Source organism: Formosa undariae, from assembly GCF_042427615.1.
GTDB classification, from domain to species: domain Bacteria; phylum Bacteroidota; class Bacteroidia; order Flavobacteriales; family Flavobacteriaceae; genus Formosa; species Formosa undariae.
On record NZ_JBHMEZ010000011.1, the window covers coordinates 482,886 to 497,808 of the forward strand.

Consider the following 14,923-nt stretch of genomic DNA (forward strand, 5'->3'; position numbering starts at 1 on the left):
ATATTATGTTTTAGATGTGAATTGAATTATTGCTTTTTGCATATCGTTATACTCGTTGTAGAGCTTCATTATTTCTTCATTTTCCTGTCCATCGGTCAAGTAAGCTGCATATACTTCCTTCGGAACTTCGAGACGGAAAATGTTACTTTCCCTGCCAATCTTGATAAACATTTCGGTGTACTTGCGAGGTCCCGAAAGATTATTTTTGATGGACTTTAATTGGTTTAAATCGTGGCTTGATAGGTTGAGCCTTTTAACAAGTTCATCATAGCCTTTTTCATTGTTAAGGCTGTAAATGACCTGTGTGTTTTCGAGAATACTTGCTGAAGTCGAATTGTTGGGCAATTGATTTATGGACTGTAGAATAATCCCAATCGCACCGTTTTGTTTACGAATAGCTTGATAATAGAACTCGACGCTTTCCAATACGTTTTCAAACTTCAGTTGTTTGGCAAACTCATCGAAAAGGATAATGCCTTTTTCTGCCCTGTTTTTCCAAATCGTTCTTTGGATGGCTGACTTGATGAGCTTGAGCATCACAGACAGGATTTCCTTATTGTCCTTGACTTCATCCAGTTCAAAAACTATCAAACGTTTGTCTTCAATCTTATAGGTCTGGTCTTCGCTTACTTCAAATAGGAAACTATATAGACCATCGCCGACATATTCTGACATTACGTGCAAGAAGCTCGTAACATTGAAGTAGTCGGGATGGATTTTAAGAGTGTCAAGTAGATTTTCTTGGCTCTTTTCTATAAAACTGTAAAAACCATCCAGCGAGTGATTTTCTAAAATGCTATCATAATAATGCCGAAGTATCTTTTTAACCGATACAGATTGAGCTTTCGTAACTTTTAAATCTGAGGCAAAAAGTTCAAATAAGAAAACCGACAAGTCTTCCAATCGTTCGGGTGTAAGGTCATTTGTATCACTTATGTAAAATGGATTGATACCAAGGTTCTTTCCACTTTCATAGCGAAGCACCGTATATTTCTCAGGATAGAGTTTGGCGAATTTGGTGTATGAACCACCCAAGTCAATAATGACCAAACGAACGCCACTTTCAAAATATTGGCGTAGAATGTTATTGGCCAAAAAAGATTTTCCTTCGCCTGTTGGTGCAAAAATGGCGAAGTTTCGTGCCTTTATTCGTTTCTTATTTTCATCCCAAACATCTTTTAGAACAGGAATGTTATGCTCACGGTCATTAAATATGATTCCGGTGTTATCACTTTTGTAATTGGTGTTATTTATAAAGAGACAAAGCGCGTGTTTTAAATCGGTTACATATAAATCGTTGTTTGAGAAATTGGAAGAGAAACAGCAGTAACTATTAAGGATGTAATTCTTGCGTTCTTCGCCTCTTGGATAGTATGGTATGATATCCAATTCCTTAAATTCGGTCTTTATTTTTGAAGTTATTTTGTCGAGCTCTTTAGCTTCCTTTGCCCAATAGACAATATTCAAATGCCCACGGATGATTCGTGCATTATCATCGGCATTGATTTGGTCAAGAATGTGCTGGATTTTCCCTAAAACCACTTTATTCTGTGAACCGAAATTTGAACTTTTATTGAGTTCTTCAATCTTTTTATCCAGTAGCTTTCGCCACTTCTGTTTGTTATCCAAATACAAAATCTGGTTGACAATGTGGTTCTCATTAAGCGTAAGCCCTAAGCCATCAATAAACCCTTGATGAAACACAAAATCGTCAGAAGTGAATTTCTCATTGGTTTTGCTACTCTGTACACTTTCGCCAAAGCACAGTTCGCTATTGATGGCAAGGGCATCAAAATGGTTTTCGCCAATATTGACGCTTTTTTTGTCCAGTAAAATATCGGTATCATAGCCTTCATTAAAACCGTTGAAGTAACTGTTTGTCAGTTGCTGTATTTCTTCGGCTTTAAGCGAAACAAAATCCATCTTTCGGCTATTGTTGATGAAGGAAACCGAATCGCTTACCGAGTTGGCGAAACTCTTAATATTGTCATCCAGTTCCTGTACGATTCCCTTTGAAACTTTTCTGAAGGGATTGACATATTTAGGATTGTTTAGAGCCTTATTCTTGGTCAGGATGATGAACAAATAACAGCTGTGCTCGATATGCCCACGACCTTTAAAATGCTTGTGTGTAGCCTTTTCAAGAAAGGTTGTATTCGGAAGTTGTTCTGAAGTATATGATTTTTTGAGGTAGATATCCTGTTTATGAACCACAGTACCAACAGGCAAAGACTTTAATGCCTGAAACCAAGCACCGTGCATATCTTCAAAATCCTTTTCTGAAAGCGAATAGATTTCCGGTAAATTCCCTTTATAGCACAAGACTACGTTGCCATTATTGGCAAATACGATATTGTCCTGAATATCTACAATGGGTTGATATGCCGAAAGGTTAATCTTGTTCATAATCGAAGCCAGAGTTTCTTTTGTTACTAATGATTTGCGGAAATGCTTTTGCCATTTGGAATAGTTGCGGATTGTGGGCTATTCTTGTCAGCGCCACATATAGGGAAGCATTAAAGACCAGCACAACTATTATTATCCCAAAGCTGAAAGAGAATATGATGATGAGCAACGAAGCCAAAATGGAAACCATCATTAAGGCAAACAGGGAAATGGGCAGCCCAAAAATGGCTGCCCGTTTCCTAATGTTTTTATAGACCTCGAACCGTTTCATTTATACAACGATTCCTATTAGGTAAGTAAAGATTCCGACTACTGCACCTGCAATCAATACAAATACTAAAACTCGGGTAATCCCCTTTTTTAAATCTGCATTTTCCCCAAAAAAATGTCCTGCGTTGAACAGGAAACCTACAAGGAAGATTACACCGAGTAGTATTGGAAAAATAGTTCGGATAGTGTCGCCCACATCGTTAACTGAATCTTCAATGCCACCAATTTGAGCAAAAAGCGAAGTGGATAAGAGTGAAAGAAATGATGCTAAATAGAGTGATTTTTTCATAATAAAATTGTTTAGATTTTTATGTTGTTTTCGTTAGTAGAAATTTACATATATTTGAACATAAATAACTGAAAATCAAATATTTGTGAATAAAATATTATTTGATACAGTTTGAATTCGGTTACTATTATTTGACATCAAATTCTATGGGATTTTGAAGTGAAGTTGTTGATAACCCGAAAATTAAAAATGAAAAAAGTGCTTAAAAACGTCAGTTTTGTCTTTTTGCTTCTAAAAATGTGCATCGTTTTTGGACAAGAAATGAGTGCTCAAAAACGGATAATTATTGACGTTGGACACGGTGGAAAAGATGCTGGTGCAATTGGTATAAATAAAACTCAAGAAAAGGACATCGTATTGGATATTGCGAATGCCATTTTAAGGTTAAATAACGACTTGGAAAAGCCTTTGGATATTTATTTAACCAGGTATAGTGATACGCTCATTTCATTATCGGACAGGACCAGGTTGGCGAAAGCATTAAAAGCAGATTTATTTGTGTCTTTGCATTGCAATCATTCTGATAATCCGGATGCGAGAGGGATTGAAGTTTATGTGGCCAATGGCAAGGCAAAGTATTCTGAAGATTCGGTTTGGCTTGCTTTTCAACTGCAAGATGACCTAAATAAGAGTTTGGGCTTTGAGAGTAGAGGCGTGAAGTTTGCTAATTTTCAGGTGTTGCGAGAAACAATTAGATATTGCAGTTCTATTCTATTGGAATTGGGATTTTTAAGCAATGTAGATGAGAGTAATTATTTCCGAAGGCCTGAGGCTATGAAGTTTTTAGCTTTGGCGATTTGGAGAAATTTAATAAAAAATATTGGTAGTTATGAGAGAGTTGGGGATTGAGCTGGTAATGTGTTTGAAGGCTTTAGTGATAGTCATTTACAAAGAACTGCGTGATGGGATAAAAAGTCTATTCGGTTGAAAGGTGAAACTCAATAAGTTTCTTACCATCATAATATCCTACATAGTTTTTCTTCCTTCCAACAATTACCATAAATAGAAATGTCTCGTTAATTTTATTTTTTTTAAACTGACGTTTTATCATTTGAACGTCAGTTGTTGAAGGCGTTGGTAGGTCTTCTGGGTGAGTATGCCACTCACCAATGTATATGGTTTTACCCTGGCTCGCAATAAACTCGTAATCAATGAATATTTGGGCAGACCTTTTATCTCTTTGAAAATTGTATCTACTGCTTCGGTCAAATAATGTTGGGATTGACGCTTTTTCAATTACGACTGTATTTTCATCTGTACAACGCCCTAAAAGAATTCCACCTTTTTCAAATTTTTTCCCAGTTTGGGTGTAATGTTTGAAAATATTGATACAACTCTCTTCAAAAATTACATTTTTGTCGTCGTTTGAGTATGTCATATTTGATTGTGGATTAAAGTGTAGCTCTCAAATGAATTGCTTCTCAGCTTGATGTCTAGTTTATCAGCAATAGATAAGTCACCAATCCAAGAAAAGAATAAACTCTCAGCAGGTTTGTTTTCAATTATCTCAATGATTTTGGGATAGGTTGATGTCAAAAAGAGCGAGAGATGCGTAGACGAATATGGTGAGTAAGTCGTTTGGCAACCACTTTCTTTGAGTACAAACAAGTCTCTTTTCCTTTCAAACTCTTCGTGTTCAATAATAGCGAATTTGTATTTATAGATATCGTGGAACAAATCATTTAAGTGTGGAAGATTATCTGGATGAAAATATAGTAGTTGGCCCCCAATTAAATAGGGTTCAACCCAAAGTATAAAAGTTGGTTTTTCTAAATTACCGTCGGCAAGTTCTTTGATAAACCACTTTTCCAAATTTAGTTTGCCAAGACATAAGAATATAAAATCTTGCTGATTAAACCAATCCTTATTATTGTTATAATAATCAAAAACCGAAGTTTCAGAAATATGAATTTTTTGGCTCGGTAATTTCTGCTTTAGATTGTTTCTGACTGCAACCGCCTTGTTTTGATTTAAGTAATTGAAACCCAATAAGTGTCGCTTTATATTTTCAGAACTTAACTTATCATTATCTACTAATGTAAATTCAGGATTATTTAGGTTATTTAAGAGTCCTACTAAATTTGAACCTACGCTACCAATACCAGCTACAAGAAGTTTATAGTCCACTTGTTCTTGAGCATCAGATGCTGTTCTTTTTATCAACCTATTTTCTGTGAGGATTTCGGTGGCAAATCGTTTAACATATTTTGCGTGACCAGGTAAAGTTTTCTGAAAGGTCAGTCTAAAAGGCGTAAGTCCGTTTTTCCGAAAGCCTTTTATCTTAAAATCGACTTTTGGATAGTGCCATCCAAGAAAATAAGTTGTACCATTTAATACTTTCGAAAAAGCGACCAAACGCTCATTATTCTTATTGAAGTATTCTTTGAAACTTTTTTGCTTGTCTGGTGCAATAAGGTTAAGAGTATCGTAGCAAGTAAGCGAGAATGGTGGGTGCTCGACCCCTTTTATATTATCTATGTAGAAAACGTTGTATTCTTTGGGTGACTGACCAAGGTTTTCAAAATATTCTTCATATGGTGTAATTAAATCCTCTTCTTTATTGAAAAGAATACCAGATGAAACTTCTTCCTTTTTAGACAATTTTGTCGAATAAGTTAAAAGAGATAAAGAATCGAAACTTTCGGGCTTTTTGTCCACCAAACAATAAATGGTTTCACTTAAAAGCTTGTCTTTTGAATTACCAGATGTATTCCAATAAGCCAAAAATTCGTCATTAAAATCACCTTCATTCTTTCCTTTAATACCTTGGATTAAAGTCTCTTTCGCTTTTTTCAGTTGTTCCAGTACTATTCCCTTTGGATTATTTTCGTCTACAAGAACGAATTCGTCAAATACGCAAACGTCATTTGAAAAAAATGAAGTGTGCGGTATATGTCCAATCTTTTCGAAATCTCTTTTACTGTAAAATATCTTGGCTGGTTCTAATGGAAATTGTATTCCCAAGGCTACATACATAGTGAGTTCTTCAACAAGCCAAACGGATGCTTCATCATCATAAAGACCTGTTTCAATTTGCCAAACTTCACAAAATCGTTCACTTCCTAAAAAAGCTGCATTTCCAGTCTTAGATACTTTGCTTACTTCATCATCAAGAGAATTTTTCAGTTGGATGTAGGTATCAGACCTTATTTCTTTAAATACATCTGTCATTAAGCGCTCGTGGCATTTACATTGATTACAGCCGGTGCAGAATATGATTTTGCACTTTCGTCTTTTTCATCTTCAACATTTGCACAAGCAAATCTATCCCCAAGATATTTTTGCCATTTTTTACAACCTTCTTTTTTATTGTTGTGGTCGATGGCAGCGTTTCCTGCACTTATAAGTTTTGATAGCCTGTCCATAAAATGAGTTTCACTATATTTTTGCAATAGGTCTTCACCTTCTTTGGTGGTTGGTCGCTCACATTTAAACTCATTTTTCAATTCAGTTTCTATGGCTTCAAGTGTATCCCTGAAAGATATGTCATCCCTATCATTGGACACAAAATGGTTGGTAGCCAAAATAGTTAATACTAAACCGCTTGGCATTTTAGTGCTGTATGATTTGTTTTGTTTATCGCGCCAAGCTTTAAGGTATCTAACTAATCGTTTTAATTGGTCGTTTGCATCGCCATTAAACCATTTATAAAATTCTCTAGGGTCACTATCTATATATCCTTCTGATTTGTGAGCAAGTTGAGGAATAGTTTTTTCGCCATCAGATTCTTTTTCCTTAAAATAAATTGGAAGGTCGATGTTATGTCCATCGGCGTAAAGCACTCTTACGCAAGTATTTTTCTTTATTGCACCTTTTGAAGTATGGTCTTTTACCGCATCATATATCCAATTGTGATAGGTTGATGTAGATTTTCGATTATCCAGCTCATCTATGAAGTATACACCATCATCAAGGTCGTAAGGATAAAGAGTTTTTGTATTGTCATCTTCATCAGTTTCTATAGTAGGTATTGGATTGACAATAGTGTGCATCATATAAGAACCTTGGGCCGAATATTTTGGCTTGGTCTCGTTTTCTTTATTCTTGGTAAAATAGTCGGTAATCTTTTTTCTTAAAGCATCCCTGTTTTTTTTAAGTTCATTTTTCTTTGACGAATCTAGGGAAACGGTATTGTTAAACTCAATGAACTGTTCGTGATTATTTGCCATACTATATATGTTTTAGTTTTTTAGTTTGAAAGTCCACAGTCATAGTGCCGCCATTTCCTTTCGATAGACTGTTACTTGCGAAATACTTGCCTTCAAGTCTTCTTAATTGTCCGTCTTTTTTAAAGTTTAGGACATTAAAACCTTCTCGGATTGGAATTGTACTGTCACCATTCCCTAACTGTCTATAGTAGAACAAAAGTTGGAAAAGACCATTTTTCTTCTTCACAATTTCTTCAACAATGCTCTCGGATTTGGTTTGAGAACTTGAAATCTTTTTTCCATCTTCATCTACATTCCAAAAATAACAGTCCACTTGTAGGTCGGATGTAGTTTGAAATATTATGAGCTTACAATGCTTAAAGGACTCTTGGTTATTGTAGTTGAATTTCACTTTACCGGTATAGGTGCCACGGATAAGAGGTACTTTAATAATCCATTTCCATAGAAACGGTATCTTATGAAGGTTTTTATTTATAAGGCTGAACAGAAGACAGAGCAGTATGACTGAGGGATAAAATCTGTAGTATTCAATCTCGTAATTACCAAGAACTTGAATTATCCAGTTAATAAAAAGTTCTGAAAGTACATATAATGCAATGACCAACAGAATAAGTTTGGTCACTTGATAATATCTGAAATTAAAATCTGGCTTCACTAATTTGATTTTTTTGTAAATCAAGTCTCAATAAACATTCCAATTTTTAGAAAACATTAACAAATTGTGATTGCAACTATATTTCAGTTTTTAAGCTGACATAGTGTCATATTTTTGTTTGCCCCCTTTTTTTTAGTTCACTTCCTCTTATCCTCAGCCTTAGTGTCAAAAGCAATCAAATTAAACAATTCTCTCATTCGACTACGGACACGATTTCCATAGCGTTCTTCCAACTCTTCAGCATTTAGATTTGTTGTGGCGTGTGTTTTAATTTTATGTTTGGTTTGCAAATACAGCTCGTATCGAGATAAAAGCACTTCGCCCATCACATTAAGATCCTTCCCGTAGAACCTTCCAGCAGGTTCCACGCCCAAATCATCAAAGCAGTAGAATTTAGTATTGCCATATTCTTCAACAGTTTTAAAACCAAGATGGTTAAAACCGAAAGTTACATTTCGGCAGGGAATCATTTCGTAAGGTCGTTGCAATGGCACCAAATGACGCAGTAATTTCATTAAACTGGTCTTTCCGCATCCAACGGGTCCAGAAAGCAAAATGCCTTTGTCAATGTCAATACCGTAAGTCTCACAGTTGTCTTTATCTTTGATGAAGTAGGAACAAAGCTTCAGTAGAATATCCTTGTCCTCATCATAAATCCTGAACTTTTCGCCGAATAAAAGTTTGCCCTTGGCATTCAAGTAAATTAAAATTTTTGGAAAATCGTAGAGTACACTTTTGCCATCAAATTTTCCGAGCGAATATTCCACGCCACCTTCGGTAATTTTAGAGGGGTTGTCCATAATCTTTGTTTTTAGTGGTTCGTAAGTTGTCCTTGATTTGGGACACTTGTTTTTTGTTTGATTTGTTTTCCTCGTCGAATATTTCAGTTCTGTCCATCCAATTGATGGCTACAGCTCGCCAATCTCGAATTTCTTTTCCATCGCTTGTTTGCCAGTTACGAGTTTGGTAATGCTCAAAGAATTTTTTTGCTTCATCGGCATCAAAACCTTTTTCTTCAAAAAAAATAAAAACGGCCTGCCAGCCCTTTGGTTGTTTTATATTGTTTTCTTGTTTGATATTGTTTGTTTCAGATACCAATGCTTGTCCACCTATGGGACGGTGTAGGTTCACAACCTGTCCATTTTTGGGATGGTGGTGTCCCTCAAGCGGTACACCTCTGGGATGGTACTGTTCCGCAAGTTGTTCTAATATGGGATTGTACTGTCCCACAACTGGTTCATCACTTGTCCCAATAATGGCCATCTTAATTTTGCTGCCTTTGTATGGATTGTTAGAAGGAAAATAAGAGAGGTATTGCCACGAATCCAATTCCACGATACATCTATGGTAAGTGGACTTTGAACCTATCTTTGCACAACGCATTACATCTCGTCTGTTCACATAGAATTCATCCATAAAGCGGCAACTGTTCCATTCTTGGAACAGCGCCATATACAGGCTGATATGCGTTGGATTAAGGCGGTCATCAAAATAGAACTTCTCAAAAGCCGCATTAAGTAGCTTTATATAGTTCATCGCTTAAGAGTTTAGACCGTGGTGCACACGGTTGGCATCCATAACTTTTTGAATTTCCTCGGTGTCGTAATAAATGATACCACCAACTTTAGTGTATGGCAATGTGCCATTGATACGAAGGTTTTGCAATGTGCCAGGACTTACCTGAAGCAAATCCATAACCTCAGAAGATTTGAGGTATTTTTTGAGCTTTCCGCTGGCTTGTCTGGTCAATAATTGTTTGATGTCATCGAGCAATTCCATTTTGAATTCCCGAAGGTCGTCTGTGGTAATAATACTTGTCGGCATAATAGAACGGTTTTAATGGAAAGGGACTATCTGTGTTTGTGATTTTAAATGGTAGTCCCTGACCTGATTTGACTTTCGTTCTACAAATTTGGATAGGTTTATTGGATTTTATTCCCCAGTACGACCGTACTACGGTCATAATTTAACATATTGAAATTTGATGGGTTTTGTGGTGTTTTGAGAGTTCTGAATTGAAAATCGTGTGCTAAATCACATCAAATTATATGAAAGTGGCTTCCCAAATCAAAAGACGGTAGGTCAACCGTACTACGGTCTTTTTTTAAGAGAAAAATGTGCTTCTCATTCTTCGCTCTTATCCATTTCAATGAGTAACGATGTGGAAAGTTCATCGAGAAAAAGTGTCCTGCTATTCTTGCGGTTTTTGATGTCCTGATACGTTTTGTAGATGTCCTTAGGCTCAAAATCAAAAAGCTGTTGCAATTTTTTAGAAACCTGCATTATGCTTTGATTATTCTGTTTGCCCAATCCCTTTGAGCAGAGCGAATACACCAATTCTACGTAATCTGTATTTGAAAATGGCCAATGCATTTTTTCTATTGGTTTGTTACCATTTAGTTTCCCGTTCAATCCTTTCCGGATTTTGTATTTCTTTTCATCTAAATAAACCACAAACAAATCATATGCCTTGTATTTGCCAAGCAGCATATCCCTTGGTGTGCAAAACTCTGGGTCTTGAAAGTAGAATTTAGAGGTTGTGATATGAAACGTTTCGAGGTAATCTCTGGTATAATATTCCTTGTCAAAATGGGTAGCACCAGAATTTACATAGCGCCCAAAGTCAATATTATATAGGAAGAAACGATTTATTTTACTGATTTTCTTCTTAATCGATTTCAATTGGGCGTCCTTATCGCCCTTTGGAAGTTGAATCTCAAACGAATGGATTTCAGAAAAATAGATGAGTTTGATGAGAGGAACCTGCTTTGTCTTTTTGAAGAAATTAATTTCATCTTGAATTGTCTTAAATTTCGTCTCAATTATTTCTTTTTTATATGCACTCAGTAATTTACGGCACGCTTTTATTGAACGATAAGCTTGTTCTAAAATATTTGTATTCTGGATTTTAATTTCATCCAGATCCTTCAATAATGTTTTTGATAGTAGTTGCGAATTCATAAGCAGGAACTTTTAAGTTGTAAATCATAGAAATGGAATTTAATTGATAAGGTTGATTAAATGTCATCGTAGTCCTGCAAAACATTATAAATGAATGCCACGATTCATAAAATTTGTGGCTCATTGGTGTATTCTGTGGAACTCTCTGTAAGTTATCATTACTTAAAAGCTTCACAGGTAAAACGTACCGTATATAATTACGGAATAGTCCGTATTTTTCTACGGATATGCAGTGATATATTGAAAACATTGGATTTGTGAGACTGATAAAATTTACTTCTTTTTTTTTCTAAACCGTTTTAAAAACTCACGCCTATTCCTTACACCTGTTTTTTTAAAGATATTGGAAGCGTGTTTTGATACTGTACTTTCTGCAATGAATAGATCCTTGGCAATATTTCTATAGCTCAAATCACCTAGAATTGACAAGGCAACCTCGATTTCTCTTCTAGTCAAATCCTCATAAATAATTTTTTGCTCTATTGATTCGTTTCTCTTCTTTTTCTTTAGAGCAAAGACCTCGTACATTCTATTGTTGTTCTCAATGAAATATAAATATCTCTCAATTTCTATGGCAGTAATAGCATAAAAGGCAATATTCATTACTGTGAAAGTTAGCCATTGAAAATCGCCAATAACAGTACAAATAGGAAGTAAAGCAATACTTGTTACACTTATTACTGAAAGTTTGTTTCTTCTTAATATAAATGCATTTGGGTTGCTGGGATTCGAGATACGACGGTAGAAAATAAACAGAAAAATAAAAGCAATAACAGATATAGGTATGGTAAAAAGAAAGCGAGCAGACTTAAGGGAATCCGTTAAAAAATATGGAATGAGAAACAGTACTATAAAACTCACGCTTGCCAGTATAGCAAGATTTCTAATGGATGAATTAAATTTTAAAACAACAACATCGTATTCTTTATAGAGGTAGTAAACGATATAAACACATAATGCTATTGCAACACCATACGTGATGATATATTGTAAAATGAAAGGGCCTGGAAAATTATTAATCGGTAGGAAACCACCTGTAGTATTGTAGGCAATAAACAACAATCCAAGATAGAGAAAACGGCTTAGACTACTGCGCGGATATTTTCTTGAAAAGTAGAGTGTAAGCAATACAATGAACGTATCTATTAAAAGATAGAAGAAAGTTGTCCAATGTATTGAAGTGCCAAACATTAACGTGATTATTCATTGTGCTCAAATTTGTTGGTTTCTAAATTTTTGGAAACATTGTTCCAAAGAAATATTTGTCCGTTCATAGCAATATAAACGTTTGGTTTTAGAAATTGTAATGAGCTGATTGCATACCCTAAATTAAAAGGTGCATCTGTGTTTGCAGACGACCCTAAAATGATAGACCCGACCAAAACAATTGTCTTTTTCAAGTTGAGTTTTCCTATATATTTTGCAGTATCTTCCATTGTGAAAGTACCGTGGGTTATCAATATTTTACTTGCATTGGTTTCTTCTATCTTACGTACAAGCTGTTCCCTGTCATCGTCTTTTATAGCTCGACTGTCCTTTTTAAATACACTCTCAATAGTATATTCAAAATCTACATTAGCACTTTCAAGAAAATCTGCAATAGATACATTTGTTTTATTGATTGCCTTATCGCCTACGTAATCTAGTCCTTCAATAGTTCCGCCTGTAGTTAATATCGTAATCATTCAAATGGTGTTTATTATTGTTAATAGAAACATATCCGCTTTGTAAAGTTAGTGTAAGTTTTTTACTGTTAATCGATTGTTGATTATCTTAAGCAAGTCTTAAGAATCTGCTAATCAAACGCTAAGACTAAGAATTAATTTTTGTGTGTATTAAATCAAAATTGATAACAACACCTTAGTAGAAAATATCAAAATAAATAAGAGTCTCAAAAACTACATTTTAAAGAGTGTAGCAAAATTGCGTGGAAAGGATTTACAATAACTAATCTTAAGCAAATCTTAAGAAAAAGTAAATACAGACTTAATAAAAAATCGTAAATTTTGCGCGATGAGAATTTTAATAGTTGAAGATGAATCAGGTATATTCAATTTCCTCAAGCAAGGCTTGGAGGAAGAGAGTTATGCTGTGGACATTGCCGAAGAAGGCAAAAAAGGGCTTGAAATGGCACTTTCAGGAGAATACGATTTATTGTTGTTAGATTGGATGGTGCCAGGCATAAGTGGTATTGAAGTTTGTCGCCAATTCCGAAAGGAATTTCAAGAAACACCCGTTATTTTTTTAACTGCAAAAGATACCTTGGACGAGACCATTTTCGGGCTTCAAACTGGTGCTAACGATTATATAAAAAAGCCTTTTCATTTTGAAGAACTTCTAGAACGCATTAAAGTACAACTACGCCCAAAATCTGGAGAACATTCCGTCTTTAAACTAGGAAATATCACGCTCAATACGTCGACCTACCAAGTACATAAAGAAGATGAAGAAATAAGTTTGACACAAAAAGAATTTGCATTGCTTGAGCATTTATTACGGAACAAAGGAATGGTATGTAGAAGGTCTCGAATTATTGAAAGCGTCTGGGATATCCACTTTGATTACAATACTGGTGTTATCGATGTATTTATCAACGCACTTCGTAAAAAGCTAAAATTGGGAAAGGACGAAAATTATATTCAAACAGTTAGAGGTGTAGGTTACATTGCGAAGGAATTATGAATTTGAGCTTTAAAAATAGGATAGCCTTACATTATATGATTGCCTCAGCAATTATAATGGCGGTAGCCTTTACAGCGGTTTATTTTGTAGTCAAAGGTGTGGTGTATCAAAATATCGACAATGACCTCTCTTTTGAAGCAGAAAAACATACCGAAGAAATAAAAGTCGTCGGAGACAGCATCAAAATAAAAAACAAAAAAGAGTGGGAAGAACGCGAGCATAGAGAGGTTCAGGTAAACCCTGTTTTTATTCAGATTTTAGATAAGAATGGGACTTTTATGGATAAATCCCCAAACCTAAAAGAAAACGAGCTTGACTACAATGAAAAAGCAAATTTTGGCGGAAGCTATAATGAAATTCTCAATAGCAAACCCATCAGGCAAATCCAATTACCAATTGAAGAAAATGGTAAAATAAAAGGCTTTATTGTCGCTGCAATGTCGCTGGAAGCCTCACAAATGGTACTGCTTAATCTCAGAAATATTTTACTGCTTGTCTATTTATTGCTTTTGGCGAGTCTCTATTTTATTTCCAAGTTCATAGCGGGCAGAAGTATTATTCCAGTCAAAAATGTAACAGAAACAACTAACAGAATTACACGCAACAACTTAAACGAGCGTGTAGCATTACCTCAGAATAAAGACGAATTGTTTGACTTGTCTGCTGGCATCAATGACCTGTTGCAGCGTATTGAGAATGCGATGGAACGAGAACGTCAATTCACATCGGACGCCTCTCACGAATTGCGTACACCCTTAGCAACCCTAAAAGGCACTTTAGAAGTATTAATTCGTAAGCCAAGAGAACGCGCAGAATATGAAGACAAAATAAAATTTAGTCTTACAGAAATTGACCGTATGACTGCTACACTAGAGCAGCTTTTATTATTGGCAAGATTAGACACCAGTTCAAAGACAACAGACGACTCTTCAATGCCTTTAGCAACAATTATCGACGAAATTCTTTCAAGACATAAAAACAAAATATCAGAAAAGAAGCTTTCTATCAGTTTTAAAAATGATATTGAAAATGAAACTTTGGTACCTCAATATTTTTCAAATCTAATCCTTGAAAATATTATTGGGAATGCAGTAAAATATGCTAAAAACGCGACCAAGGTTTATATTTCAATAACACAATCAGATTATAAAATAATCTGTAAAATTCAAGATGAAGGCATAGGCATTAAAAAAGAAGATTTAATCAACTTGTTTAATAATTTCTTCAGGTCAGAAGCGCTCAATCACAAAAATATTTCTGGTAATGGCTTAGGGCTTTCCATAGCCAAAAAAGCTGCCGATGCAATAAATGCTGAAATATTTGTTGAGAGTGAATTTGGTGCTGGAACTAAGTTTACTATTATCTTTTAAGCCAATCTTAAGTTTTAGAAAAGCCAACCTTAATATTTCAAGACTACATTTATATTATAATTATTACATCTATTATAGAAAAGGAAGATAGGTTCCCCTATAGCTTTTGGTTGGTGTTTAT

General features: G+C 35.1%; 15 protein-coding genes. 3 read left to right on the top strand and 12 right to left on the bottom strand.

Going from position 1 to position 14,923, the window contains the following annotated elements; translation table 11 throughout:
• Window positions 1-3 precede the first annotated feature (3 nt).
• Both ACFFVB_RS10725 and ACFFVB_RS10730 read right to left on the bottom strand, forming a co-directional pair.
• Window positions 4-2,406: a TraG family conjugative transposon ATPase gene (locus ACFFVB_RS10725; protein ID WP_133759029.1), complete on the bottom strand. Its 2,403-nt coding sequence runs from the start codon at window positions 2,404-2,406 to the stop codon at window positions 4-6.
• A 271-nt stretch (window positions 2,407-2,677) separates the two neighbouring features.
• A complete protein-coding gene (locus ACFFVB_RS10730) occupies window positions 2,678-2,965 on the bottom strand; it encodes a hypothetical protein (protein ID WP_026813281.1) in 288 nt (95 codons plus the stop codon).
• A 189-nt stretch (window positions 2,966-3,154) separates the two neighbouring features.
• On the opposite strand from ACFFVB_RS10730, the gene ACFFVB_RS10735 reads away from it, so the two are divergent.
• Window positions 3,155-3,814, top strand: coding sequence for an N-acetylmuramoyl-L-alanine amidase family protein (locus tag ACFFVB_RS10735; protein WP_382382729.1), 660 nt, complete (start codon window positions 3,155-3,157; stop codon window positions 3,812-3,814).
• A 67-nt stretch (window positions 3,815-3,881) separates the two neighbouring features.
• Here ACFFVB_RS10735 and ACFFVB_RS10740 read toward each other — a convergent pair whose 3' ends face one another.
• From ACFFVB_RS10740 to ACFFVB_RS10785, 10 genes are all read right to left on the bottom strand, one after another.
• Entirely contained in the window at window positions 3,882-4,343 is a 462-nt protein-coding gene (locus tag ACFFVB_RS10740; RefSeq protein WP_382382731.1) for a Mov34/MPN/PAD-1 family protein, read from the bottom strand.
• The gene (locus ACFFVB_RS10745) at window positions 4,340-6,136 is read right to left on the bottom strand and encodes an E2/UBC family protein (protein WP_382382733.1); all 1,797 of its coding nucleotides are present in this window, start codon (window positions 6,134-6,136) and stop codon (window positions 4,340-4,342) included. Before ACFFVB_RS10745 ends, ACFFVB_RS10740 begins: the two co-directional genes overlap by 4 nt.
• Window positions 6,136-7,134 carry a CBASS cGAMP synthase gene (locus ACFFVB_RS10750; RefSeq protein ID WP_382382735.1) on the bottom strand — a complete coding sequence of 333 codons (999 nt, stop codon included), beginning with the start codon at window positions 7,132-7,134 and terminating at the stop codon, window positions 6,136-6,138. Before ACFFVB_RS10750 ends, ACFFVB_RS10745 begins: the two co-directional genes overlap by 1 nt.
• A 1-nt stretch (window position 7,135) precedes the next feature.
• Window positions 7,136-7,789 (bottom strand): Cap15 family cyclic dinucleotide receptor domain-containing protein, encoded by a 654-nt coding sequence (locus tag ACFFVB_RS10755; protein WP_382382737.1) that lies wholly within the window; start codon window positions 7,787-7,789, stop codon window positions 7,136-7,138.
• A 137-nt stretch (window positions 7,790-7,926) separates the two neighbouring features.
• Window positions 7,927-8,589, bottom strand: coding sequence for an ATPase (locus ACFFVB_RS10760; RefSeq protein WP_382382739.1), 663 nt, complete (start codon window positions 8,587-8,589; stop codon window positions 7,927-7,929).
• Window positions 8,573-9,325, bottom strand: coding sequence for a hypothetical protein (locus tag ACFFVB_RS10765; RefSeq protein WP_382382741.1), 753 nt, complete (start codon window positions 9,323-9,325; stop codon window positions 8,573-8,575). The genes ACFFVB_RS10760 and ACFFVB_RS10765 overlap by 17 nt, the downstream gene beginning before the upstream one ends.
• Window positions 9,326-9,328: 3 nt before the next feature.
• A complete protein-coding gene (locus ACFFVB_RS10770) occupies window positions 9,329-9,613 on the bottom strand; it encodes a helix-turn-helix domain-containing protein (protein ID WP_047550478.1) in 285 nt (94 codons plus the stop codon).
• Between the two features lie 300 nt (window positions 9,614-9,913).
• Window positions 9,914-10,750 (bottom strand): RteC domain-containing protein, encoded by an 837-nt coding sequence (locus tag ACFFVB_RS10775; RefSeq protein WP_382382743.1) that lies wholly within the window; start codon window positions 10,748-10,750, stop codon window positions 9,914-9,916.
• A gap of 273 nt (window positions 10,751-11,023) precedes the next feature.
• The gene (locus ACFFVB_RS10780; RefSeq protein WP_275617362.1) at window positions 11,024-11,941 is read right to left on the bottom strand and encodes a LuxR C-terminal-related transcriptional regulator; all 918 of its coding nucleotides are present in this window, start codon (window positions 11,939-11,941) and stop codon (window positions 11,024-11,026) included.
• An 8-nt stretch (window positions 11,942-11,949) separates the two neighbouring features.
• On the bottom strand, window positions 11,950-12,435 hold the full coding sequence (locus tag ACFFVB_RS10785; protein WP_382382745.1) for an asparaginase domain-containing protein: 486 nt from the start codon (window positions 12,433-12,435) through the stop codon (window positions 11,950-11,952).
• Window positions 12,436-12,763: 328 nt separating this feature from the next.
• Here ACFFVB_RS10785 and ACFFVB_RS10790 point away from each other — a divergent pair, with 328 nt between their 5' ends.
• Window positions 12,764-13,432, top strand: a complete 669-nt coding sequence (locus tag ACFFVB_RS10790; protein ID WP_382382747.1) for a response regulator transcription factor — start codon at window positions 12,764-12,766, stop codon at window positions 13,430-13,432.
• 35 nt (window positions 13,433-13,467) lie between these two features.
• Complete coding sequence (locus ACFFVB_RS10795; RefSeq protein ID WP_382382749.1) at window positions 13,468-14,802, top strand: sensor histidine kinase; 1,335 nt, start codon at window positions 13,468-13,470, stop codon at window positions 14,800-14,802.
• Window positions 14,803-14,923 lie beyond the last annotated feature (121 nt).